Genomic DNA, 23,172 nt, shown 5'->3' with positions numbered 1-23,172 from the left:
CGATATGGACGTGTCATTCGCTACGAGGGTCGCACTATGACGAATTCGGCGGTGCCGCGATGGATCGTCGTCATCGCTGCGGTCGGCGCGGTCTTCGTGCTGCTGCCGATCGTGGCGATGACCACCCGGGTCGACTGGGTGCATTTTCTTCCGCTCATCACGTCCCCGTCATCCCGTGACGCCCTCCTGCTGAGCCTGCGCACATCGCTCTCGGCAACCGCGGTGTGTGTGGTGCTCGGCGTGCCCATGTCGCTCGTGCTTGCTCGCACCACCTTCCCCGGTCAGCGGGCGGTGCGGGCCCTGGTGCTGCTCCCGCTGGTGCTGCCGCCGGTGATCGGGGGCATCGCGCTGCTCGCGGCCTACGGTCGCACCGGGCTGTTGGGCAAGACCTTCGAGGTGCTCGGTGTGCAGATCGCCTTCTCGACCACCGCCGTCGTGCTCGCCCAATCTTTCGTCGCCCTGCCGTTTCTCGTCCTCAGCTTGGAGGGGGCGCTGCGCATCGCCGGGACCCGATATGAGGCGGTGGCGGCGACGCTCGGTGCAAGCCCGTCCACGGTGCTCTGGCGCGTAACGATGCCGCTGGTGTTACCCGCGATCCTCTCCGGTGCGGTGCTCTCCTTCGCCCGCGCACTCGGCGAGTTCGGGGCGACCCTCACGTTCGCGGGCAGTCTGCAAGGAGTCACTCGCACGCTGCCGCTCGAGATCTATCTGCAGCGGGAGACCGATCCGGATGCCGCGGTCGCGCTCGCCCTCGTGCTCGTGGTCGTGTCGCTGCTCGTCGTCGGACTCACGCTGCGCACCTCCGGCATCACGAGGCGGTCGGCACTGTGACCGGGCTCACCTTCCAGGCGACGGTCGCCACGCGCCGCTTCGACCTCTCGATCGAGGTTCCCGAGGGCACGACGGTTGCGGTGCTCGGGCCGAATGGTGCCGGAAAATCAACCCTGCTCTCTCTGATCGCCGGGTTGCTGAAAGCCGACTCCGGAAGTTCTTCTTTCGATGACACTGTGTTCTTCGGCCCGGGCGTCTGGCTGCCACCCCATCGTCGCGGCGTCGCGCTGCTCGCCCAGGAGGCGCTGCTCTTTCCCCACCTCACCGTGCTCGAGAACGTCGCTTTCGGTCCCCGGAGCGCGGGCGAGCTCCGCGCCGCATCTCGCGAGACGGCCCGGCGATGGCTCGACGAGGTGGAGGCCAGCGACCTCGCCCAGAAGAAGCCAGGCGAATTGTCCGGCGGGCAGGCACAACGCGTGGCGATTGCGCGGGCCCTCGCCGCCGAGCCGGCCCTGCTGCTGCTCGACGAGCCCCTCGCTGCGCTCGACATCGCCGTCACGCCGACGCTGCGCCGGATGCTGCGCCGGGTGCTCCGGGGCCGCACCGCGATCATCGTCACGCACGAGGTGCTCGACGCGCTGACCCTCGCCGATCACGTGATCGTGCTGGGGCGCGGCGGCGTGGTTGAGCAGGGGCCGACACGCGAGGTATTGGAGCGGCCGCGGCATCCGTTCACCGCGGAGCTGGCCGGGCTCAACCTGCTGCTCGGCCGGAGCGTCGCGGCGGGCATCGACACCGCGGTCGGCGTGGTGACCGCGACCTCCGACCTGCCGGTCGGCCGCGCGGCCGCGGCGGCAGTGCGACCGTCGGCGATCGAGGTGCTGGCGGCCGAGCCATCCGTTCGCCCGGGACAGAACCTCGTGCCGATCGAGGTGAGCGATCTCGAACCGCGAGGGGACGTTATCCGGGTGCGCAGCGAGGCGCTGTTCGCCGACCTGACGCCGGCTCAGGCGGCCGCGCTCGACCTGGTGCCAGGGAGTGCCGCGTGGTTCAGTTTCGCGGCGCACGATGTGTCGCTGTATGCGGTGTGATCAGCACGAAACGCGCGATGGGTATGGTGGCCGCATGATCCTGCAACCGGGTGTCGGGCCGATCCGTTCGGACGTCTATCTGCCCGCGGATCCCGCACGGGTGCTCTGGGGACGGCTGCCGTGCGCCGCCGATGTCCCGGTGCTCACGGTCGCCAGCGGCACTGAGGTGACGATCGACACGATCAGCCACGAGGGCATCCACGAAGACCAGGGTCGCGATCCGCTCGCCTTTTTCGACGGCTTCGGTGTCCTGCCCCATGAGGTGCTGGCGGATGTCGTCGCGCTCGCCGCCTCGGACTACCGCCGTGACCCCGCTCTCGACGGCCCGCACGTCATCACCGGACCGATCGCGGTGACCGGCGCGCAGCCGGGGGACCTGCTGGCGATCACCGTGCTGGAGACGCTGCCGCGCGTGCCGTACGGGGTCATCTCGAATCGCCACGGCCGCGGCGCGCTTCCAGCCGACTACCCGGTCGACGGGGACGTGGTGAGCGTGTTCGCCGCCGTCGACGGTTCGCACGGCACCATGCCGCGGGTGCTGGACGGTGCGCACACGGTGCGCTTTCCGCTGCATCCGTTTCTCGGAATCATGGGGGTGGCGGTGCCCGGCGACGTGCGGCCGCATTCGGTGCCACCGGGGCCGCACGGCGGAAACATCGACATCAACCCGCTGACCGTCGGCAGCACCCTGTACCTGCCCGTTCAGGTGCCGGACGCGCTCGCCTATGTCGGTGACCCGCACTTCGCTCAGGGCGATGGTGAGGTCGCGTTGACCGCGATGGAGGCATCGCTGCGGGCGACGCTGCGCTTCGAGGTGATCCCGCAGGCTTCCGCCGTTGCCGCTTTCGGGGAACTGGTCGGACCGCTCGCCGAGACGACCGAGTTCCTTATCCCGACGGGCATGAGCGAGGACCTCGACGAGGCGGTGCGGCGCTGCGTCCGCGCAGCCATCGCTCTGCTTCAGGCGCGGTTCGGGATGGATGCGGCTCACGCCTACGCCTACCTCAGCGCCGCGACCGACTTCAACATCTCCCAGGTGGTCGACATCGTCACCGGTGTTCATGCTCGACTAAGGAAGGCCGACTTTGCCTGAAGAAACGTACGACATGGCGCCCGCCGGTTTGCTCGACGCGTTCTGGGGCTACGAGCGAGCGCTCATGGCGAACGACCTCGTCGCACTCGATGGGTTTTTCGCCCCCGGCCCGCAGACGCTCCGGGCGGATGCCGGCGGCATCTTGGTTGGACATGACGCGATCAGCGCCTTCCGTCGCGGTCGCGGGGGAGCGCCCGCGCGCACCATCGGCGACGTTCACGTGCGCCGGATCACGGATGACACGGCCGTCGTCATCGCGCAGACCCTCCCGTCGACCGGCGGACGTGGTCAGCAGACGCAGGTCTGGTGCCGCACGACAGACGGGTCGTGGGTGATCGAGGCCGCGCACGTGAGTCAGCCAGCGGCGGCGATCGCGGCCGCCGTCTGGCGGGTCGTGGGCAGCCCGCTCGTCGCGGGGGCGGCATCCGGACCGCTGGTCGGGCAGACGGTAGCGGTGAAGGATCTGTTCGCCGTCGCGGGGTTCGCCACCGGGGCTGGAGTGCCGGCGTTTCTCGCCGCGCGCGCGCCGGCCGGAGACAACGCCACCGTGGTCGCTGAACTGCTTGCGGCAGGCGCCAGCGTGCAGGGCATCGCCCAGACGGACGAGTTCGCGTACAGCATCGCCGGCCGCAACGCGCACTACGGCACCCCGCCGAATGGGGCGGTGCCGGGGGCGATTCCCGGTGGTTCGTCGAGTGGTCCGGCATCCGCGGTCGCCCTCGGGCAGGCGTCGATCGGCCTCGGCACCGACACCGGTGGATCGATTCGGGTGCCCGCGTCGTACCAGGGGCTCTGGGGGCTGCGCACCACCCATGGCGCCGTGAGCCGTGCCGGGATGCTGCCGCTCGCGCCCTCCTTCGACACCGTCGGCTGGCTCACCCGCGATGCCGCGACGTTGGAGCTGGCGGCCTCGGTCTCGGTGGATGCCGCGGCGCAGCGTTCCCTCGAACCCTCGTTCGTCGTCGACCCGTCTCTGGTCGCGCTGGCGACGCCGGAGGTGCAGGCCGCCTTCGCGTCCGCCGTCGCCGGCCTCTCCGTCACCTCGGTTGATCTCGGCGACCCGGACGAATTGGTCGAGGCGTTCCGCGTGACGCAGGCAGCCGAAGCCTGGATGTCGGACGGCGCCTGGGTGGACGCCCATCCCGGCGCGCTCGGTTCGGACATCGCCGCGCGGTTCGCCGTGGCGAAAGGGATCACCGAGGGACAGGCGCTCGCCGGAGCATCCGCCTTCGACGGCGCCCGAGCGCACCTCGATCGGGTGCTCGGTGACCGGATTCTGCTGCTGCCCTCCGCGTCGTCGGCCGCGCCGTCGACCACGGCGGAGGGTGCCGAGCTGGAGGCGATCCGGGGCAGCACGCTGCGGCTGACCTGCATCGCCGGGATTACCGGTCGGCCGGCGCTGAGCGTTCCGCTGATGACGGTGCCGGTGGAGACCACGGCCGCCGCCCCCGTCGGCCTGTGCCTGGTCGGCCCGCGGTACAGCGACCTGGCGCTGATCGCCCTGGGTGCTGCGCTGATGGCCCCGTTGGTTGAGTAGGCCGCGAGCGCCCGCGCGAGCAGCCGTATCGAAACCCCTTCGGGCGGTGGGCCTCGATACGCGTCCTCCTTCCTCGGGCGCTACTCGACCAGCGGAATTTCGTTGGTTGAGTATTAACCCGCATGAAACACCTGTTCCGTAGACTGCCCTCGTGGAACAACTGACTCAGAGCGCCCCGATCAACCCACCGCAACGGCTGCTGATGGGGCCGGGTCCGATCAATGCCGACCCGCGCGTGCTCCGTGCGATGTCCGCGCAGCTGGTCGGACAGTACGACCCGGCGATGACCGCGTACATGAACGAGACGATGGCGCTCTACCGCGCCGTCTTCCGCACCGACAACGAGGCGACCCTGCTGATCGACGGCACCAGCCGCGCCGGCATCGAGGCCGCGCTGGTCTCGATGATCGAGCCGGGCGACCGCGTGCTCGTGCCGATCTTCGGACGGTTCGGCCACCTGCTGCGCGAGATCGCGGAGCGCTGCGGCGCCGACGTGCACGTGATCGAGCGCGAGTGGGGGACCGTCTTCACCCCGGCCGAGGTCGAGGCCGCGATCACCGGAATCCGTCCGAAGATCCTCGCGATCGTGCACGGCGACACCTCGACGACCCTCGCGCAGCCGCTCGACGAACTCGGGGCGATCTGCGAGCGGAACGGGGTCATCCTGTACACGGATGTCACCGCCTCTCTCGCCGGAAACGCCTTCGAGCTCGACGCCTGGGGTGTGGATGTCGCGACCGCGGGCCTGCAGAAGTGCCTGGCCGGGCCGTCCGGCAGCGCGCCGATCAGCCTCTCCGCAAAGGCCGTGGAACTCGTGAACTCCCGCAAATCGGTGGAGGCCGGCATCCGTTCGGAGGGGGATGCCGTCAGCGCAAGCCCGATCCGCTCGAACTATTTCGACCTCAGTCAGATCCTCGACTACTGGGGCCCGAAACGCCTCAACCACCACACCGAGGCGACCAGCATGCTCTACGCCGCCCGCGAGTGCGCGCGCCTGCTGGTGCAGGAGGGGATGGACAACGCCGTCGAGCGGCACCGCCTGCACGGCACCGCGATGGTCACCGGGCTCAGCGCGATGGGACTCGAGCTGTTCGGTGACCAGTCGGTGCGCATGAACAACGTCGTCGGTGTCGAGATCCCGGCCGGCATCGACGGCGACGGGGTTCGTGCCGCCCTGCTGCAGGACTTCGGCATCGAGATTGGCACGTCGTTCGGTCCGCTTCACGGCCGAGTCTGGCGCATCGGCACCATGGGTTACAACGCCAGACGGGACACCGTGCTCACCACCCTCGCGGCGTTGGAGCAGGTGCTGAGGCGTCGCGGCTTCTCGCTGACCGCGGGATCGGGAGTCGGCGCGGCTCTGGATTTCTACAATGACTGAGCTGTTTGATCGGCGCGACGCCAACGTCATCATGGACCGCTGCGACGAGCTCGCGGCCTACACCTCCCTCCCCGACGGCATCGAGCGGGTCTATCTCTCGCCCGAGCACGCCCGAGTCAACGCTCTCGCCGACGGCTGGATGCGCGAGGTCGGCATGGACACCTGGCAGGATGCCGCCGGCAACCAGTGCGGACGTCTCGAGGGCAGAGTCCCCGGCCTTCCCGCGCTGCTCGTCGCATCGCACTTGGACACGGTTCCCGGCGCGGGGCGGTACGACGGCATCCTCGGTGTGCTGTCGGCGATCGCTGTCGTCGGTCGGCTGACCGCGGGGGAGCTGCCGTTCGCGGTGGAGGTCGTCGCCTTCGGTGACGAGGAGGGAACGCGCTTCGGCACCACGCTGCTCGGCTCGCGCGCGCTCGCCGGACAGTGGAATCCGGAGTGGACCGAACTCACCGACCACACCGGCGAGACGCTCTGGGATGCCGCCATCGGGTTCGGCCTGGATCCGTCCCGCATCGCCGACGCGGCCCGCGATCCCGCCACCCTGGTCGGCTACCTCGAGGCGCACATCGAGCAGGGACCTCGGCTCGAGAGCGCCGGGCGTGCGCTCGGCGTCGTCACCTCGATCGCCGCCGCTCGCCGCCTCTCGATCACCCTCGTCGGCGAGGCGCGGCATTGCGCGACGCCCTGGGAGCTGCGCCACGACGCGCTGCTCGGTGCAAGCGAAGCCATCGTCGCGATCGAGCGCATCGCCCGCGCGAACGGCAGCCCGGCCACCGTCGGGCATATCCGCGTGGAGCCGGACGCGGTCAACGTGATCCCCGGCCTCGCCGAGTTCAGCCTCGACCTGCGCGACGAGTCCGCCGAGGGGCGCGACGCCACCTGGGCGCTGATCCTGACCGATCTGGAACGGATAGCGGATGCCCGCGGGCTCACCCTCGAGGTGACCGAGACGCACAGCGCCCCGGCGGTGCACTGCGCGACCGAACTGCGGGACGACATCCGTGCTGGCATCATCGCGACCGGGGACGAGCATCCGCTAGAGCTGTTCAGCATCGCCGGCCACGACGCGATGGCGGTCGCGGCGATCACCGACGTCGCCATGCTGTTCGTGCGCTGCCGCGGCGGCATCAGCCATCACGCCGACGAGTCGGTGCTGGTCGAGGATGTCGCGCTCGCCGTCGACGCGCTGCACGCGGCGGTGCTCGCCACGGCCGCGCGGCACTCATGAAGACGATTCTGGAGCGGATCCGGGAGCAGTATCCGGCGCTGACCCCCCAAGAACGGCGAGCCGCTGACTTCATGCACGCCCACCTCGATGACCTCGCGGTGTACAACGCCACGGAGGTCGCGGGCCTCAGCGGGGTATCGAAGGCGACCGTGTCCCGGCTGTATCGCCGCCTCGGCTTCGACTCGGCGGAGGAGCTGCGTGACCATGTGCGCACGCTGCGCGGCGCGCCCCGGGTGAGTGAGCATCCGTCCGACTTCGGCGCGCACCTCGACCGGGAGATCTCGAATCTGCGGATGGCGGTCAGCGGGCTCGACCTGGCCGCCGCCGCCGGGCTGATCGCCGAGGCCAGGCGGGTGGTCGTGATCGGGTTCCGCACCAGCTATCCGATGGCGCTACACCTGCGCCAACAGCTCACCCAGGCGCGGGATGCGGTAGCCGTCGCCCCGCAGCCCGGCCAGTCGATCGGCGAGGAGATCGCCTCCCTCGACGCTCGGGATGTCGCGGTGCTGGTCGGATTTCCGCGGCGCCCTCGGGAGTTCGGTGCCCTGGTCACGGGTCTCGCGGCGTCGCCGGCGCGGGTCGTGCTGCTGACGGATGCCACGGGACGCGGGTACGCCAGCCGCGTCGACGAGATCGTCGAGATCGCCGTCGGCAGCGTGACATCCTTCGACAGTTACGCTGCGGTCGCAAGCATCATTGGCCTACTCGCCTCGGCGGTGCTCGCGGCCGACCCGGCGCGCGGCCGCGCCCGGCTCGCCGCGATCGGCGCCGCCTACGATTCCCTGCACGAGCTCGAGTAGTCCACGGCGTTCCCGCTGGTCGAGTAGCGCCCGAGCGTCCGCGGGAGGACGCGTATCGAGACCCCCCGCAGCAGTACGCGACGGAATGGGCGCCGCCTACACACGAAAGCGGCTTCCGGCCGAACTCGTGTTCGCCGAAGAATGCGAGCGCATCGACGAGGCGTATCAGCGCGAAAAGCAGATCCAAGGGTGGAGCCGCAAGAAGCGAGAGGCGTTGATTGCTCGAAATCTGGATTCCCTTCCCGGCCTGAGTGTCAAGCGTCGGCCGCGTGGTAGTTCGTCGGGTTTCGATACGCGTACGCCGTAGACGGCGTGCGCTACTCAACCAGCGGTTCGCGCTACCGTGATCGCATGAGCATCCACCTGGTCGGGGGCGGCTGGTCCGTCGAACACGAGACCGAGATCTTCGGCGGCTTCCTGTTAGAGGCGGCCGAGCGGGCGGAACGCTCCGAACGCCTCGTGCCCCGCTTCGCCCTGGTCTTCGTCGGCGATGAGGCGAGCATCGACCACCAGGCGCAATACCTGGCAGCGCTCGCGAGAGTCGCGCCCTGTGATCCCGTCGTCGAATTCGTCCGGCTCGGTCAGACGCTGCCCTCCAGCGCGCTCACCGACATCGACGGAATCTTCGTCGCCGGTGGTCTCACGCCGGCCTATCTTGCGGCCTTCGAACCCCGCATGGACGAACTGCGCCTCCTTGTGGCCGACGGACTCCCGTACCTCGGCTTCTCCGCGGGCGCGGCGATCGCGGCCGACACCGCGATCATCGGCGGATGGCGACTTGGCGGAGTTCCGATCTGCGACGAGGACTTCTCGGAGCAACTCGACGAGGTCACCATCGCGCAGGGGCTCGGTTTCGTCGATCTCGCCATCGACGTGCACGCCGCCCAGTGGGGGACGCTCACTCGATTGATCGCTGCCACCGAGGCGGGGCTCGTGCAGGGCGGCATCGCGATCGACGAGTCGACAGTGCTCGTGGTGGGCGACGGCGAGTTGCTCGTTCGCGGACGAGGCAACGTCTGGCAGGTCAGCGACGGCACCGATGGCGTGGTGGTCGCGACCATCGGGTAGAACTTCGCCGGACGCGCATCGACGCCGCCCCCGGCGTCAGGTGTCGATGTCGCGGCCGTCGGAGAGGTCGCCGCACTCGATCTCGAGCGCGTCGTTGGCCTTCAGGTAGCTCTGCGCGCCGCGATCGCCGTCGAGGGTTGCGATGAGCGGCTGCCAGTGTTCAGCACCGACGAGCACCGGATGCCCGGGCCGCCCCAAAAACACCGCACGCCGCAGCGTGCTGCCGGAGAACGTATCGCCGACCACCCGCTGCCCGACGGATGACGGCAGCTCCGGCAGGTCCACCAGCGTGATGAGGGCTGCGGCCCCGCTCGCCGCGAGGATTCCCGCGCGGAGGGAGGCGGACATCCCCTGCTCCCAGTGCTCGGCGACCACGATCTCGGCGTCGACCGGGGCGAGTGCGCTCGACCGTTCGACCTCCGCTCCGAGGACGACGATGAACCGATCGCAGCCGGATTCTCGGAGGAAGTCGACGGCGCGTGCGCTCCACGGATCCCCGCTGACGGTGCGCATCAGGGACTTCGGCGCGCCCATGCGGCGGCCGGCTCCCGCGGCGAGGACGATCCCGGTGAGGTCGGTCATGGGTAATGTTAAGCAGATGATCCCCGTGAGCGATACCGAGCTGAGCGACGGCCTATGGGCCAGCCTCGCCGTCGAGCGCTGGGTGACCGAGGTGCTGTCGCACTCGCCGTACGACACCGTCGCCGAGCTCTTGCAGCGGGCGAACGAGGCCGCGTCGCCGCTCAGCCCGAGCGAGATCGATGAGGCCATCGCCCATCATCCGCGGATCGGCGAGAAGCCGGTCGGCGAGGGCCGCTCGCGGCAGTTCAGCCGCGATGAGCAGGCCGGGCTCGGTGACGAGGAGACCGACCTGGTCGACGCGATCGCCGCGGGCAACGCCGCCTACGAGGAGCGCTTCGGACGCGTGTTCATCATCCGCGCCGCCGGTCGCGACCGGGCCGAGATCCTGTCAGAGCTCGAGCGACGTCTCGAACTCCCCAATTCCACCGAGCTCGAGATCGTCGGCGACCAGCTGCGCGAGATCGCACTCATTCGACTCGAAAAACTCTTCGCACCGGAGGCACCATGAGCCATGTAACCACCCACATCCTCGACGCAGCGACCGGAACCCCCGCGGTCGGCGTTCCCGTCGCGCTGCTGCACGGCACCGGCGCTCCGCTGGCGATCGCCGCCACGGATGCCGAGGGTCGCATCTCCGACCTGGGACCGGACTCGCTCGAGGCGGGCGCCTATCGCCTGATCTTCGACACCAAGGCGTACTACGGCATGACCGGCACCACGACCTTCTACCCGCAGGTGACCATCGACTTCGAGGTCGTCGACGGCGTCGAGCACTACCACGTGCCGCTGCTACTCAGCCCGTTCGCGTACTCGACGTACCGCGGAAACTAGGTCTTTGCTGGTTGGGTAGGCCGCGAGGGGCGAGCAGCCGGGTCGATGTCATCGCGTGGTGGGTTTCGATACGCGTCCTCGTTCCTCGGGCGCTACTCAACCAGCGTTGGTCCGAAGGGCACCAGCGGTTGAGCTAGTAGTCGGTGCGGTCGGGGCGCGAGAGCCAGGCGTCGAACGGCGCGGGCGCGTCATCCGTTCGCACCGAGTCGATCGGGATGTGCCACTCGGTGCGCTCCTTGCCGAAGAGCTCGTAGAACTCCCGGTCGTCGAAGCCGCCGCGGGCCGCGTCATGCCGATCTGCGGTGAACACCACGCGGTCGACCCGGGCCCAGAGCGCCGCCGCGAGGCAGAGCGGGCAGGGTTCGCACGACGTGTACAGCGTCGCGCCCGCGAGTGAGAAGTCGCCGACGACCTGACAGGCGGCACGGATGGCGACAACTTCCGCATGGGCGGTGGGGTCGAGGTTCGCGGTGACGCGGTTCTGCCCCTCGGCGATCAGCTCGCCGTTCTTGACGATCAGGGCGCCGAACGGACCGCCGCCGTTCGCCACGTTCTCGACCGCGAGTTCGACGGTGCGGGCGAGCCAGCGAGCGTCTACCGCGGCCGTGCCTGCAGTCACGGGAGTCATGCGAGACCCGCGGATGCGCGCCAGGCGTCCCCGGAGTCCGGAGCGCCATCGCGGGTGATGGTGGCCTCGATCAGGCCGTACGGGCGGTCTGCGGCAGTGAAGACCTCGTTGTTGTTGTCGATGCCGAACCGTCCCAGGTCGTAAGCGAAGTGGTGCTTGTTTGGTGCCTTCAAGCGTAGCTCTGCGATCTCCGGATGCGCCTCCAGCACCGCGGTGCCCATGTGCCAGAGCGTCTGCTGCAGGGCGAGCGACTGTAGCGTCGCGAACTGCTTCACCATGAGCTTCTTCACGTCGGCGTAGACCTCGTCCCAGGCGACAGCCGTGCTGCTGTAGCGCCACTTCGCGTCGAGCGCCGTTGCCATCACCCGGTCGTGGGTCTCGGGCAGCGTGGTGAACTCGTCGCTGAGGAAGCCGGCGAACTCGGAGCCGGTCGACTTGAGCAGCACCAGATCTTTGAGTCCGCCGATCACGTGCTCTCCGCTCGCGCCGACGGTCACCGCGGCCGTGCGGATTTCCTGACCCTTGCGCAGCCAGGTGTGGTCGTGCTCGGCGCCGTCGACGATCGCCCGCTCCCAGGCGTACTCCTCGATCTCGATCCGGGCACCCTCGACGGGGTCGATATCGGCGACGAAGTGTCGGGCCAGGTCGAGACCGAACTCCTCGATCGACTCGATACCTTTCGACTTCGCGAAGGCATACGCGGTGTTCTTCTGCGTGTCGGTGGGCAGCACCTTCGACTGATCGCCGGTGAGATATGCCGCCTCGAACGGGCCGCGCAGCGCGGTGGAGACGTTGAGGTCGCGGATCTCGTGCCGCGGGCTGTCGCGGTAGATGCGCACCAGGCGCGATTCGGCCTTGCCGTACTGGTGGTCGCCCAGGATGATTGCCATCCTCGAATCATGGACCGCGCGTGTGACGGGGGTGTTACCGCCATCACCATTGTGTGTTTCGCGTTACGCGCGGGTCAGCAGCTCACCGTGCGGAACGTCGTCGGTGAGTCGGCCACGCAGCCAGGTGCTGCGGACCACCCCGCGCAACTCGCGCCCCTCGAACGCAGTGACGGGATTCTTGTGCTGAAGGTCCGACGCGTGCACGGTGAACTCCTGGGCGGGGGCGAAGGCGACGAGGTCGGCGCGGGCGCCTACCTCGATGCGGCCGCGGTCGGTGAGTCCGACGAGATCGGCCGGGCCCCGCGACATCCATCCCACCACCTGCTGCAACGGGATGCCGCGACGCTGGGCCTCTGACCAGACCGCGGCCAACCCGGTCTGGAGGCCGGCTATGCCGCCCCAGGCCGCGCCGAAGTCGCCGTCACCGGCGAACTTGAGCTCGGCGGTGGAGGGCGAGTGGTCGGTGACGACGATGTCGATGTCGCCATCGACGAGCCCCTGCCAGAGCAGGTCGCGGTTGGCATTGGAACGGATCGGCGGGCAGCACTTGTACTCGGTGGCGCCGTCGGGGATGTGCTCCTCGTCGAAGCTGAGGTAGTGCGGGCAGGTCTCCACGGTGATCGGCAGGCCCTCGGCGCGGGCGGCGCGCAGGGCGGGCAGTGCCGCGGCCGACGAGAGGTGAAGGATGTGCGCGCGGGTGCCGTGACGGCGCACGCCCTCGATCACCCGCGCGATCGCCGTGACCTCGGACTGGTCGGGGCGGGACTCGACGAACCGGCGGTAGTCCGCGCCGCCGTCGTTGGCATGGGCGTCGAGCACGGTCGGGTCTTCGGCGTGAACGATGAGCAGCCCGCCGAAACCGGCGATCTCGGCCATCGCGAGGTCGAGCTCGTCGGCGCTGAGGTGGTCGAACTCGTCGACACCCGACGGGGACAGGAAGCACTTGAAGCCGAAGACTCCGGCGTCCCAGAGTGTGCGCAGCGTGCCGAGGTTCTGGGGAACGGCGCCGCCCCAGAAACCGATGTCAACGCCGATCTGACCGGTCGCGGCGGCTCGCTTGATCTCGAGCGAGGGCACGTCGATCGTCGGCGGGATGCTGTTCAGTGGCATGTCGATCAGGGTCGTGACCCCGCCGGCGGCGGCCGCGCGGGTGGCGCTGGCGAACCCCTCCCACTCGATTCGTCCCGGCTCGTTGATGTGCACGTGACTGTCGACCAGGCCCGGCAGCAACACCTCATCGTCGGCCAACTCGACGGTCTCGATACCGATGAGGTGGGTGTCGGAGATCGCGGCGATGCGCCCACCCGTGATTGCGATCTCGGCCGGGCGGAAGGCGCCGTCGATGAGCACGGATGACCCTCTCAGAACCAGTTCGAAGGTCTCAGACATCCGCTCTCCCGCCGTTTACGGGCGTACGCCCGACCCTGACAATTATCGGGCTGGAATTGGTCGGAACTGTCGCCCGTGCCGCCACTACGCTCGGACTCAGCGAAAGGAAGATCACCATGGCGGACATCCAACACCTCAGCAACCATCACCGCGACACCCTGTCGAAGATCTTGCAGCATCCGGTGAGTCACAACCTCGAATGGAAAGACGTCGTCGCGCTGCTCGAAGACGCCGGCACGGTCGAGGAACGCCACGACGGCAAGTTCAAGGTCACCCTCGGCGCCGAGACGGAGATCTTCGAGCGACCACGCCACAAGGATGTCGACGAGCAGATGGTCGTCGACCTGCGCCGCATGCTGAAGAACGCCGGCTACGACGAGAGTGTCGCCGAGGCGCGCACTACAGAGGACTGAGCACTTCGCTGTCATGAGCGCGCTCCTCGCCTGTCCGAAGCACATGGAGTTCGGGCCGTGCGGCGGCGTCGAGTTCGATGGAAGCTGCGAGGTCTCCCCGCACGCCTGCGTCTTCCTCGACACCGCCACCGTGCAGTTTCGGGGGGAGGTCACCATCGCACCGCCGACGGCCGCAGCCGCGTCGATGCGCGAGCGGCTGGCCACCACGCAGATCGTGGTCGCCGACTTCCCGGCGCGGGCGCTGTCGGCTTCGTCCATCGCGGAGTGTGCTGCCATCCTGGTCGGGCACGCGGATGCCGTGCTCGCCGGCGATGCCGGCAACGCTCGCGTGCAGTTCCCGCCCGCCTATCGTGCGCACCTCATCCAGAGCGCGGGCATCCCGGTCTGGACCGGCATCAACAATCGTGACCGCAACCGCGTCGCGATCGAGGGCGAGTTGGCCGCCCTCGCCGATGTCGGCGTCGCCGGGGTGCACTGCGTCACGGGCGACCACACCCTGACCGGCGACCGGCCGGATGCCGCCCCTGTCTTCGATCTGGACTCCACCCGGACGACGACCGTGGCCCGCGCAGCCGGCCACCTGGTCTCCGTGGGGGAAGCGCCGGCGACCCCGCCCGTCGATCGCCGCGCCGCTCGGCTGGTCGAGAAGATGCGCGCCGGCGCGGAGGTCTGCTTCGTGAATCACGCCGGCGGGGTGCGCCCGGTGCGCGAGTTCATCGACAGCGCGCAGCAGCTCGGGGCGACGATGGCGTTCATTCCCTGCGTCCCGGTCGTCGTCGATCGGGAGAGCGCCGAGTTGCTTGAGAGCTTCACTACCCTGGTTCTCCCCGAGGGGCTTCTTGCCCGCATTCTCGCCGCCCGCGATCCGTTCGAGGAGGGCATCGCGGCGGCCGTCGAACTCAGCCGCGAACTGCTGCAGCTCGACGGGGTGCGCGGGGTCAATCTCTCCGGCGGCACCTCCGCCGGTCGCGAGGCCTGGTTCGCCGAGGCCATTGCCCGAATCGGAGCGGAGTTGCGATGAATACGCGCGAAATGAATTCGGATGACTGGAACGCGAGGTATCGCGAGGCGGCGAACAGCCGTGACAGTGTGTGGTCGCTCGAGCCGAACGTCTGGGTGGTCGAGAATCTCTCCGGGCTGACGCCGGGCACGGCCGTCGATCTGGCCGCCGGCGAGGGGCGCAATGCGCTCTGGCTGGCACAGCGCGGTTGGCAGGTTACCGCGGTCGACTTCGCCGCGGCCGGTCTGGCGGTCGGCTCGGGGCGGGCAGAGCAGCTCGGTCTCGAGGTGCTCTGGCAGAAAGCGGATGCGACGACCTGGCGAGCCCGCGAACCCGTCGATCTCGTGCTGATCGCCTACCTGCAACTGCCGGCGCAGCAACTGGCCGCGGCCCTCGCCACCGCGGCGGCGGCGTTGGCCCCCGGCGGGCTGCTCGCGGTGATCAATCACGACCGGGACAACATCATCCGGGGGGTCGGCGGCCCTCAGGATGCTGCGGTGCTGACCACGGCGGAGCAGTTGCGCGAGGCGGTGCCCGGCCTGGACATCGTCGACAGCGGCCAGTACGAGCGGGACACGCCGAAGGGCACCGCGATCGACGCGGTGTTGCTCGCGCGCAAGCCCCTCCCCGCCGCTGATTGAGTAGCGCACGCGCTCTAGCGCGTTGGTGCGGCGAACCGGCGTTGATTGAGTAGGCCGCGACGAAGGAGCAGCCGTATCGAAATCCCGCGCGTCCTCGCGCGGGCGCTACTCGACCGGCGGTTTGTCGACGAGGAGCGGGTGGGTTAGCCCGGCAGGTAGGCGACGGTCCAGCCGCCCGAACTCTCGCGGTACTCGACCCGGCGGCTCGCTGCCTCCGGATCACTGCGCCAGAAGGTCATTCGTGTGGGGCGCACCAGAAAGCCGATCCAGGTGTCGGGCTGGGCGAACACGCCGTGATGCTCCTCGGCGAATGCCTTCCAGGCTGCGTGGCGCTCCTCATCCGGCAGCTGCGCGAACGCGAAGGTGTTCTGCCAGGCGAGCTGCTGCAGGTACGGCGATCGAGCGCGATACGCCGCCGTCGCCTCAGCCGGCGGGGCGATCTCGGCACGGCCCTGCACCACGAGTTGTTTGGTGAACCCGGGCCAGAGGAAGGTGAGCGCGACCGAGGCGTTGTTGACGATGTGACTCGCCTTGCGCGACATCGCGTCGGTGTGAAAATAGAAGCCCTCGAGGCCGAACTCACTGAGCAGCACGGTGCGGGCATCCGCTTCCCCCGCCGGGGTGACCGTGGAGAGCGTCATCTGCGGGCGCTCCGGATCGCCGTTGGCGGGCAGCCAGGCGCGCACGACATCCCAGGGGTTTGCAGGCTCGCTCACGGCTGGTGCCTGAAACCGGTGATCTCGGCCAGGGCTGCCACCCCGTTGCTCACTGCCCGGTCGTAGACGACCTTTCCCCACTCTGCGGTGGCACCGGTCGCGTCTCCGATCACCCCGGCGGGCCCGAAGTCGTTGCTGAGCCAGCCGAAGCTGACCGCGCCACCGTTGAACTTGATGAATTCGGTGTCGGCGATGTGGTCGGGCACCCAGCGGTCGGCAAGCGTCATGTCGACGAGGTCGGGGCGGAGGTGCAGGATCATCGAGGTCTCGCCATGGCCGCCGTGGATGCCGAAGCCGCGTTCGTCTGGCCCGTTCACCCCATCGCCGGCGGTGATTCCGGTGCCCATCAGGAAGGTACGCAGGCCGAACCGGCGGCGTAGTTCGCGCAGCGCGACCTGCAGCAGCGCGATGTTGCCCCCGTGGCCGTTGTAGAAGACCAACGTCTTGGCGGGGGTATTCGCCACGGAGTTGCCGATGTCGACCACGGTCTGCATCAGGGTGTCCCAGGTGAGCCAGATGGTGCCGGGAGCCCAGTGGTGTTCGTCGGACTTGGTGTAGGCGAGCGACGGGAGCAGCCAGACATCCTGTCCCTGGTCCGCTGCGGTCTCGACCACCGCGCGCCCGATCATGTCGGCCATCAGGTAGTCGGTCGACAGCGGCAGGTGCGGCCCGTGGTGCTCGATGGCGCCGGTGGGCAGCACCAGGATCGACTCCGCGGTGAGCGCAGCGGATGCCGCGGGCCCGCTCAGATTGACGAGGTCGCGGTTCATGACACCTTCCGTCCGGTAACGAGCGTCGGGTCGACCAGTTTGCCCGGGTTGAGCAGGCCCTGCGGGTCGGTGGTCGCGGCGAGGGCGATGGTGCGCTCCGGTTCGAAGTCCACGTACCACTGATGCGGGTTGTGGAACCCGACCCCCAGCGCGGTGAGCTTCTCGAACCCCGCGAAGACGTCTTCGGCGTTCGTGTAGATGCCGGCCAGCATGCCGATCGGGCGGCCGTGCTGCGACTCGATGTGCAGCATGCCGCCGGGGTAGACGGCGTGCACCTCGTCGATGCGGTCGACCAGCGCGTCGCCCGAGACCTCCACGTGGAAGTAGGTGTCCGGGTAGGCCTTCTGCAAGAACTCGATCGGGTGGTTGTACGACATCATGCTGATCTTCATCGACGCCTGAGCGCCCTCGCGCACCGCCTCGACCCGGCCACCCGCTGCTTCGACCAGCCGAGTCGCCTCCTCGATGGTCGCAGCGTCGAGGATCGCGCGCAGACTCGAGCGGTCGGCGGGGATCGCTTCGTCGGCAGGCAGCGCGGCGGCAAGCGTCGGGAGGTCGGCGGAGACCAGACGCGGTGTCGGCTCGAGATCGGCGAACGGGCGGATGAGGCTGAGCGCCTGCTCGAAGTCGTCGAAGCTCGCGTAGAAGCCGCGCCAGTCCTGTAGTGGCTCCAGCGCGATGGTGGCGCGGGCGATGATTCCTGCGGTGCCGTAGTTGTGAACGTAGGGCTGGGCTGCTTCGCCCTCCACGTGCACGAGCCGGGCATCCGGAACCGCGTGCACCACGTCGAGTGCCTTCACGAACCCGTCACTGTTGGAGCCGTGCTTGATCGAGCCGGTGCCGCCGGATCCGCCGGAGATGAATCCGCCGACGCTGGAGTTGGCGGTGGACGGGTACATCAGGATCTGCTGTCCGGCCTTGTTCGCCGCCTGCTCGAGCGCGGCCATCGATGCCCCGGCCTCGGCGACCAGATAGCCGTCGCCGACCTCGACGATGGCACGGGCGCGGGAGAGGTCGAGCACCAGGCCACCGCTCATCGGGATCGCCTGACCGTAGTTGCCGGTGCCTTTGCCGCGCGGTGTGACCGGCACCTCGTAGCGCACCGCGGCGGCGACGACCTCGGCCACCTGTTCGGCCGTGGTCGGGTAGGCGACGAGCTCCGCGCGACCGAGGGGAAGCTGTTCGCTGATCACGGGGGAGAGGCGGGACCCGTCGACCGAGGCACGGTCGAGCACGGCGTCTTCGGTCGTCACGCCGCGATCGCCGAGGATGCCGCGGAGTTCCGCGACGAGAGCGTCGATGGTGTCGGTCATGGTGTGGTGCCTTTCGGGTGGAGCGGGTGAGCGATCAGTGCATGACCATCCCACCGGTGACGTTGATCGCCTGGCCGGTGAGGTAGTCGGAGTCTTCGGAGGCGAGAAACAGCGCAACCCGGGCAACGTCGGCGGCGTCGCCGAGTCGACCGAGCGGGGAGAAGGATGACCAGGTCGCGACATCGTCGTCGGTGCGGGTGTCCGCGCCCATCTCGGTGAGGATGTAGCCCGGGCAGAGGGAGTTCGCGGTGATGCCGTGCACGCCCCACTCCAGCGCGGCAACGCGGGTGAGGGCGACGACGGCGGCCTTCGAGGCGGCGTAGTGACCCTCGTTCGCGCCGCCCGCCTTGGCGGCCATGCTGGCGATATTGATGATCTTGCCGCCGTGGTCGGCCGCGATCATGGCGCGAGCTGCCACCTGCATGGTGGTCAGCATCGCGCGGGTGTTGATGGAGAAGATCTCGTTCCACTCTGCGACTGTCACATCGAGCAGCGGGGAGAAGCGCAGGATGCCCGCACTGTTGACCAGGACATCCACACCGCCCAGGGCGGCGACGGCATCCGCGGTCACGGTCTCGGCGGAGACCGGGTCGATGAGGTCGACCTCGAAGAACGACGCCCCGATCTGTTCGGCAAGCAGAGTGCCGCACTCGACCAGGCGGTCGAGCACGGCCACCTGTGCGCCCTCGCTCGCGAATCGGGTGGCGATCTCGCCGCCGATCCCGCGAGCGCCACCGATGACGACGACGCGTTTGCCGGCGAGCCGGTCGCCGCCGCTCGTCGTCATCGATGGCTCACTCATGAACGGGTCAGAATCCGATCGACTGGTCGAGGAATTCGTTGGTGAAGATGTCGGCCGGCTTCAGGTCGGCCTTCGGGGCGGAGTTGCTCGCGGTGAAGATCGGGGTGTCGATGTCGATGACCTTCTGCACGCGGGCGGAGTCCATGTCGCCCATGTAGGCGTTGTCGCCGTTGCCGACGAGCTTCAGCTTCTTCATCTCCTTGACCGAGTAGTCGGCCGTTCCTTGGGTGTAGACCCAACCGTTGTTGAACGCACCGACGAGGTCGAGGATCAGCTTGTTGGTGGCCGCAGGGGACTTGAAGTAGTCGACCTCGGCCTGCTGCAGCACGGGGACGAGCTTCTTCAGGCAGGGGCTGAGCGACGACAGCTCGTCGCTGCGCACCGACATCGCCGAGGCGTAGACCGGGTAGCCGGTGTCGTGCACCAGCTGGAAGTCGATCGGCTTGCCCCAAGCCGGGATCTCGTTCTCGTAGATGTACGGCTCGGCGCTCGCGAAGCCCTGCTGCGCATCCTTGCCCTTGGCTGCGACGAACTTCGCCGGAGTTCCGTCGTAGGTTCCGTCGACCACGCTCTTGGGCAGCGTGCCCGAGCCGGTCAGGTAGTCCATGTACGCGGCGCCACCGAAGTAGCGCACCACTCCGCCATCGGCGGCGAGGGCCGTGCCCAGTTCCTTGACGGTCTTGACCTTGGGGTAGGTGGCCGGGTCCCACATGATCATCTGCGGGCCGATGTCGAGCGGTGCGAAGACCGCGGTGGTCGGGTTCTTGGCCGAGAGCTGCACCGCCTCATCCGTCGTCACGTAGCCGAGGGTGATGTCCTTGTCCTTGTACATCTGGCTGGTGACGGTGGAGTAGCCGATCGCGGGTCCACCGGAGCGGATCTCGACCTTGACGCCGGTGGACTTGCCCTTGTAGACCAGGTCTCCGGAGACGGACTTCTTGTCGGCGTCGATCACCGGGTTGGGGCCGAGCAACTGGTACAGGTGGCCGTGCTCCGACTCCGGGTTCCAGTCGGTCTGGATGACGACATCCGCCGGACAGACCTTCGAGAGGTTCACGTCCCCAATGCCACTGGCGCTCGTCGCTGCGGGGGTAGAGCTACCTCCGGCGCAGCCGGTGAGGGCGAGCCCGGCGGCGAAGACGACGCCGATCGCGATCGTGGAGCGAACTGCTGTTTTGTTCATTGATACTCCTTGGTGGGGATGGGGCGGGTGCTGTGCGGAAGGTGATTCAGGAAAGCGAGAGAGCGGAAATCAGCTGAAGTCGTACCACTTACCGACGGCGAGACGCCCCAGCCAGCCGAACAGCAGGAAGACGGCAACGCCGAGCAGGGAGGCGGTGATGATCGCCGCGTAGGCGCCGGCGCCGTTCAGCCGCGAGGTGGCCACCTGGATCAGCACTCCGAGGCCCGGCGTACCGCGCTGGAAGAACTGATCGCCGACGATCGCGCCGATCACCGAGAGACCGGCGGCCGTGCGCAGGCCGATGAAGATCGATGGCATCGCGGCGGGCACCTGCAGTTTGGTGAGCGTAGTCCAGCGACCCGCGCCCTGCAGGCGGAACAATTCGCGCTGTGCGCGGTCGACCGACTGCAACCCGAACAGGGTGTTCGCGACCAGCGGGAACAGCGAGATCATCACCGTGACGATCACCCTGGAAGGGAAGTCGAAGCCGAACAGCGAGCCGATCAGTGGGACGAGCGCGAGGATCGGCACGCACTGCAGGATGACCGCGTACGGGTAGAGCGAGCGCTCGACCCACTTCGCCTGCGACATCAACACGGCCCAGACGACGCCGATCACGATGGCGATAGCGAGACCGGTCAGCGCCACCTCGGTGGAATTGAGCAGCCCGTTGAGCAGCTGGCTGGAGAAGGAGGGCACGATCGCGGAGTTCGGGAAGAACACCACGGCGACCACCTGGTGCGGGTACGGCACCAGAAAGCTGAGCTGCTGCGCTTTGTCGTAGTAGAGCGCAATCAGGTACCAGAGACCGATGAGTACGAAGAACACGGCGATCGGCAGAATCCAGAGCGCGGCCTTGCCGCCGCGTCCGCTCCGCGAGAACGCTCGCACCCGACGGGCGTTCACCACGGCCGCGGCGACCTCGCCCGAGGTCATGGTCAGTGGGCTCTGTGACATCAGCGGTGCCCCTCTCGGAGTGCGTGCGAGACCTCGCCGACGAGCTCGGCGAATTCGGCGGTGAAACGGATGTCGGGGTCCCGCGGCATCGGGAACGGAACGTCGAAAGACCCAACGATGGTTCCCGGGCGGCCGGACATCACGATGACCTTGGTCGACAGGTAGACGGCCTCTGACACCGAGTGGGTGATGAACAGACCGGCGAACTGCTTCTCCACGAACAGGCGCAGCAGCTCGTCGTTGAGGCGCTCACGCGTGATCTCGTCGAGCGCGCCGAACGGCTCGTCGAACAGGAACAGCTCCGGTTCGAGAGTGAGGGAGCGGGCGAGGGATGCGCGCATCCGCATTCCGCCGGAGAGTTGCTTGGGGAGGTTCTTCTCGAAGCCCTTCAGGCCGACCAGCTCGATCGCTTCGGTTGCCTTCGCCTGCCGATCGACCTTCTTGGCGCCATTCAGTTCGGCCAACAGCTCGACGTTGTCTTGCACCGAGCGCCAGGGCAGCAGCGTCGCGTCTTGAAAGACGTAGCCGATGCGGTTCGTATCGACCTCGGCGGTGCCCTGGGACGCGATCTCGAGTCCGGAGGCGATGCGCAGCAGCGTGGACTTGCCGCAGCCGGACGGGCCGACGACGGTGACGAACTCGCCGCGGTTCACCGTGAGGTCGACGTGTTGCAGCGCGACGGTGCCGTTGGGGAATTGCATGGCGACGTCGGTGAAGTCGAGCAGGGTGCCCGTCGTCGTTCGTGTGGGTGCTGGTGCTGTCGTGGACACGGGCAGCATCACCTCGCTTCTGTAACTAGTGGTGAATTGCTGCGAATGGCGGCGATCTCGTAGCTCACGGTGCTCTGAGCGACGAGGCTGCCGGCGTGGATGACGTACCGGTCGGCCGAGGCGTTGGCGACGACATCCGACAGATTGGTGCCCCGCACGGCGACCAGCTCCGCTGCGGCGCCGATCTGCACACCGGCGACCGGCAGATTCATCACGTCGCGAGCGCCAGCGCTCACGGCGGCGTAGGCCTCATCCAGCGTGAGATGGCCAGCCGTGACCAGCAGGGATGCCGTCTCGAGCGCGTCGCTGCGGCCCACCGGATTGAAGGGGTCACGCACATTGTCGGCGCCCGCGGCCACCCGCACCCCGGCATCGAGGAGCGCGCGCAGGGCCGTGAGCCCGCGCGGGGTGGAGACCGGTTGCTGCCAACCCTGCAGGTAGAGGTTGGTGATCGGCAAGGAGATGATGCCGATGTCGCTGGCGAGCACCTCTGTGATCACATCCGCGAGCTCGGCGGGCTCGAGGGTGCCGAGTCGTACGCAGTGGCCGGCCGAGACCGGAGTCTCCCAGTCGCGCACGATGCGGGCGAGCTCGCCCAGCGTCGGAGCCCCGGTCAGGCTCTCGTCGGTGTGCATGTCCACGCCCACGCCTCGCCGCTCGGCGACGGCGAGCAGGCGGCGCAGGTCTGCCAGAGGCTCCGGCGCGAGGTGCGGCGCCCCGCCGACCAGGTCGATGCCGAGGTCGATCGCCTCCTCAATGGTCGAGTCGGGGAGATCGGATGCCGCCAGCGCGACCAGTTCGATATCCATCAGGTCGCGCAGCTCGTCGCGCACCCGCACGAGGGCACGGACCCCGCGCAGCGGCTCGTCGCCGACGAGCAGGTCGACGTGGCTGCGAATGGCCGTCGTGCCGTTGGCGAGCAGCCGGAGTGCGGCGGAGCGGGCACGGTCGGCGATGCTGTCTTCGGTCATTACCGAGGAGTAGGCGCGCCACGAGTCGATGGCGCGCACCAGATCGCCCATCGGCGGGTTGATCAGATCCCACGACATCGCCTTGTCGAGGTGGGCATGCGGTTCGGCCGGTGCCGTCAGAAGCAGAAAACCGCGCAGGTCGAGAGCGTCGCTGTCACGGTCGGCGTCACGGTCGCGGTCGCCGGCGCCGATGGACGAACGGGCCGGGGCTACCTCGACCACCGTGGAGCCGTCGATCCGCACGTCCACGACGTCACCGTTGGCGAGGGTCGCATTCCGGATCACAGAGATCCGGCGGGGGAGGTTTGGCACGATGCGGTGTCTCCGGAAACGTCGTGGCGGAA

The 23,172-nt window shown here is 68.5% G+C and carries 26 protein-coding genes; 14 read left to right on the top strand and 12 right to left on the bottom strand.

Annotation, left to right across the window (positions count from 1 at the left end; all coding sequences use genetic code 11):
- Positions 1-36 precede the first annotated feature (36 nt).
- The 9 genes from IV501_RS01795 (at position 37) to IV501_RS01755 (ending at position 8,972) form a co-directional block, all read left to right on the top strand.
- Positions 37-831, top strand: coding sequence for an ABC transporter permease (locus tag IV501_RS01795; RefSeq protein ID WP_200554694.1), 795 nt, complete (start codon positions 37-39; stop codon positions 829-831).
- On the top strand, positions 828-1,862 hold the full coding sequence (locus tag IV501_RS01790; RefSeq protein WP_200554693.1) for a sulfate/molybdate ABC transporter ATP-binding protein: 1,035 nt from the start codon (positions 828-830) through the stop codon (positions 1,860-1,862). Before IV501_RS01795 ends, IV501_RS01790 begins: the two co-directional genes overlap by 4 nt.
- 34 nt (positions 1,863-1,896) lie before the next feature.
- Complete coding sequence (locus tag IV501_RS01785) at positions 1,897-2,955, top strand: acetamidase/formamidase family protein (protein ID WP_200554692.1); 1,059 nt, start codon at positions 1,897-1,899, stop codon at positions 2,953-2,955.
- Positions 2,948-4,492, top strand: a complete 1,545-nt coding sequence (locus IV501_RS01780; protein ID WP_234698093.1) for an AtzH-like domain-containing protein — start codon at positions 2,948-2,950, stop codon at positions 4,490-4,492. Before IV501_RS01785 ends, IV501_RS01780 begins: the two co-directional genes overlap by 8 nt.
- A gap of 151 nt (positions 4,493-4,643) precedes the next feature.
- Positions 4,644-5,873 carry a pyridoxal-phosphate-dependent aminotransferase family protein gene (locus tag IV501_RS01775; RefSeq protein WP_307812131.1) on the top strand — a complete coding sequence of 410 codons (1,230 nt, stop codon included), beginning with the start codon at positions 4,644-4,646 and terminating at the stop codon, positions 5,871-5,873.
- Entirely contained in the window at positions 5,866-7,104 is a 1,239-nt protein-coding gene (locus tag IV501_RS01770; protein ID WP_200554691.1) for an allantoate amidohydrolase, read from the top strand. Before IV501_RS01775 ends, IV501_RS01770 begins: the two co-directional genes overlap by 8 nt.
- Positions 7,101-7,904 carry a MurR/RpiR family transcriptional regulator gene (locus IV501_RS01765; protein ID WP_200554690.1) on the top strand — a complete coding sequence of 268 codons (804 nt, stop codon included), beginning with the start codon at positions 7,101-7,103 and terminating at the stop codon, positions 7,902-7,904. Before IV501_RS01770 ends, IV501_RS01765 begins: the two co-directional genes overlap by 4 nt.
- An 85-nt stretch (positions 7,905-7,989) precedes the next feature.
- Entirely contained in the window at positions 7,990-8,211 is a 222-nt protein-coding gene (locus IV501_RS01760; RefSeq protein ID WP_200554689.1) for a GIY-YIG nuclease family protein, read from the top strand.
- A 44-nt stretch (positions 8,212-8,255) separates the two neighbouring features.
- Entirely contained in the window at positions 8,256-8,972 is a 717-nt protein-coding gene (locus IV501_RS01755; protein WP_200554688.1) for a Type 1 glutamine amidotransferase-like domain-containing protein, read from the top strand.
- A 36-nt stretch (positions 8,973-9,008) separates the two neighbouring features.
- On the opposite strand, the gene IV501_RS01750 is transcribed toward IV501_RS01755, so the two are convergent.
- Positions 9,009-9,554, bottom strand: coding sequence for a nucleotidyltransferase family protein (locus IV501_RS01750; RefSeq protein WP_200554687.1), 546 nt, complete (start codon positions 9,552-9,554; stop codon positions 9,009-9,011).
- 16 nt (positions 9,555-9,570) lie between these two features.
- Between IV501_RS01750 and uraD the strand changes: the two genes are divergently transcribed.
- Positions 9,571-10,062: a 2-oxo-4-hydroxy-4-carboxy-5-ureidoimidazoline decarboxylase gene (gene uraD / locus IV501_RS01745; RefSeq protein ID WP_200554686.1), complete on the top strand. Its 492-nt coding sequence runs from the start codon at positions 9,571-9,573 to the stop codon at positions 10,060-10,062.
- Positions 10,059-10,385 (top strand): hydroxyisourate hydrolase, encoded by a 327-nt coding sequence (uraH, locus tag IV501_RS01740; RefSeq protein WP_200554685.1) that lies wholly within the window; start codon positions 10,059-10,061, stop codon positions 10,383-10,385. Before uraD ends, uraH begins: the two co-directional genes overlap by 4 nt.
- A 133-nt stretch (positions 10,386-10,518) precedes the next feature.
- On the opposite strand, the gene IV501_RS01735 is transcribed toward uraH, so the two are convergent.
- From IV501_RS01735 to allB, 3 genes are all read right to left on the bottom strand, one after another.
- Positions 10,519-11,013 (bottom strand): nucleoside deaminase, encoded by a 495-nt coding sequence (locus IV501_RS01735; RefSeq protein WP_200554684.1) that lies wholly within the window; start codon positions 11,011-11,013, stop codon positions 10,519-10,521.
- Positions 11,010-11,903: a factor-independent urate hydroxylase gene (gene pucL / locus IV501_RS01730; protein ID WP_200554683.1), complete on the bottom strand. Its 894-nt coding sequence runs from the start codon at positions 11,901-11,903 to the stop codon at positions 11,010-11,012. Before pucL ends, IV501_RS01735 begins: the two co-directional genes overlap by 4 nt.
- 63 nt (positions 11,904-11,966) lie before the next feature.
- Positions 11,967-13,292, bottom strand: a complete 1,326-nt coding sequence (allB, locus tag IV501_RS01725; RefSeq protein WP_200554682.1) for an allantoinase AllB — start codon at positions 13,290-13,292, stop codon at positions 11,967-11,969.
- Positions 13,293-13,408: 116 nt separating this feature from the next.
- On the opposite strand from allB, the gene IV501_RS01720 reads away from it, so the two are divergent.
- The 3 genes from IV501_RS01720 to IV501_RS01710 are packed head-to-tail and all read left to right on the top strand — an operon-like array spanning position 13,409 to position 15,346.
- Complete coding sequence (locus IV501_RS01720; RefSeq protein WP_200554681.1) at positions 13,409-13,705, top strand: hypothetical protein; 297 nt, start codon at positions 13,409-13,411, stop codon at positions 13,703-13,705.
- Positions 13,706-13,718: 13 nt separating this feature from the next.
- Positions 13,719-14,726 carry a methylenetetrahydrofolate reductase C-terminal domain-containing protein gene (locus IV501_RS01715; RefSeq protein ID WP_200554680.1) on the top strand — a complete coding sequence of 336 codons (1,008 nt, stop codon included), beginning with the start codon at positions 13,719-13,721 and terminating at the stop codon, positions 14,724-14,726.
- On the top strand, positions 14,723-15,346 hold the full coding sequence (locus IV501_RS01710; RefSeq protein WP_200554679.1) for a class I SAM-dependent methyltransferase: 624 nt from the start codon (positions 14,723-14,725) through the stop codon (positions 15,344-15,346). The genes IV501_RS01715 and IV501_RS01710 overlap by 4 nt, the downstream gene beginning before the upstream one ends.
- A 143-nt stretch (positions 15,347-15,489) precedes the next feature.
- Here the strand turns inward: IV501_RS01710 and IV501_RS01705 are convergent, their stop codons facing one another.
- The 8 genes from IV501_RS01705 to IV501_RS01670 all read right to left on the bottom strand — a co-directional run bounded on the left by IV501_RS01705 (position 15,490) and on the right by IV501_RS01670 (position 23,140).
- On the bottom strand, positions 15,490-16,062 hold the full coding sequence (locus IV501_RS01705; RefSeq protein WP_200554678.1) for a pyridoxine/pyridoxamine 5'-phosphate oxidase: 573 nt from the start codon (positions 16,060-16,062) through the stop codon (positions 15,490-15,492).
- Positions 16,059-16,832: a creatininase family protein gene (locus IV501_RS01700; RefSeq protein WP_200554677.1), complete on the bottom strand. Its 774-nt coding sequence runs from the start codon at positions 16,830-16,832 to the stop codon at positions 16,059-16,061. Before IV501_RS01700 ends, IV501_RS01705 begins: the two co-directional genes overlap by 4 nt.
- Positions 16,829-18,145 (bottom strand): FAD-binding oxidoreductase, encoded by a 1,317-nt coding sequence (locus tag IV501_RS01695; RefSeq protein ID WP_200554676.1) that lies wholly within the window; start codon positions 18,143-18,145, stop codon positions 16,829-16,831. Before IV501_RS01695 ends, IV501_RS01700 begins: the two co-directional genes overlap by 4 nt.
- 34 nt (positions 18,146-18,179) lie before the next feature.
- Positions 18,180-18,947, bottom strand: coding sequence for an SDR family NAD(P)-dependent oxidoreductase (locus tag IV501_RS01690; protein WP_234698092.1), 768 nt, complete (start codon positions 18,945-18,947; stop codon positions 18,180-18,182).
- Positions 18,948-18,954: 7 nt separating this feature from the next.
- Positions 18,955-20,130, bottom strand: coding sequence for an ABC transporter substrate-binding protein (locus IV501_RS01685; protein WP_200554675.1), 1,176 nt, complete (start codon positions 20,128-20,130; stop codon positions 18,955-18,957).
- A 69-nt stretch (positions 20,131-20,199) separates the two neighbouring features.
- Positions 20,200-21,087: an ABC transporter permease gene (locus IV501_RS01680; RefSeq protein ID WP_200554674.1), complete on the bottom strand. Its 888-nt coding sequence runs from the start codon at positions 21,085-21,087 to the stop codon at positions 20,200-20,202.
- Positions 21,087-21,866, bottom strand: coding sequence for an ABC transporter ATP-binding protein (locus tag IV501_RS01675; protein ID WP_200555392.1), 780 nt, complete (start codon positions 21,864-21,866; stop codon positions 21,087-21,089). Before IV501_RS01675 ends, IV501_RS01680 begins: the two co-directional genes overlap by 1 nt.
- Positions 21,866-23,140, bottom strand: coding sequence for an amidohydrolase family protein (locus IV501_RS01670; RefSeq protein WP_307812130.1), 1,275 nt, complete (start codon positions 23,138-23,140; stop codon positions 21,866-21,868). The genes IV501_RS01675 and IV501_RS01670 overlap by 1 nt, the downstream gene beginning before the upstream one ends.
- Positions 23,141-23,172: the final 32 nt, after the last annotated feature.

It is taken from the genome of Lacisediminihabitans changchengi (assembly GCF_016634425.1).
Taxonomy (GTDB): domain Bacteria; phylum Actinomycetota; class Actinomycetes; order Actinomycetales; family Microbacteriaceae; genus Lacisediminihabitans; species Lacisediminihabitans changchengi.
This window is presented reverse-complemented; position numbering and strand designations above follow the sequence as displayed.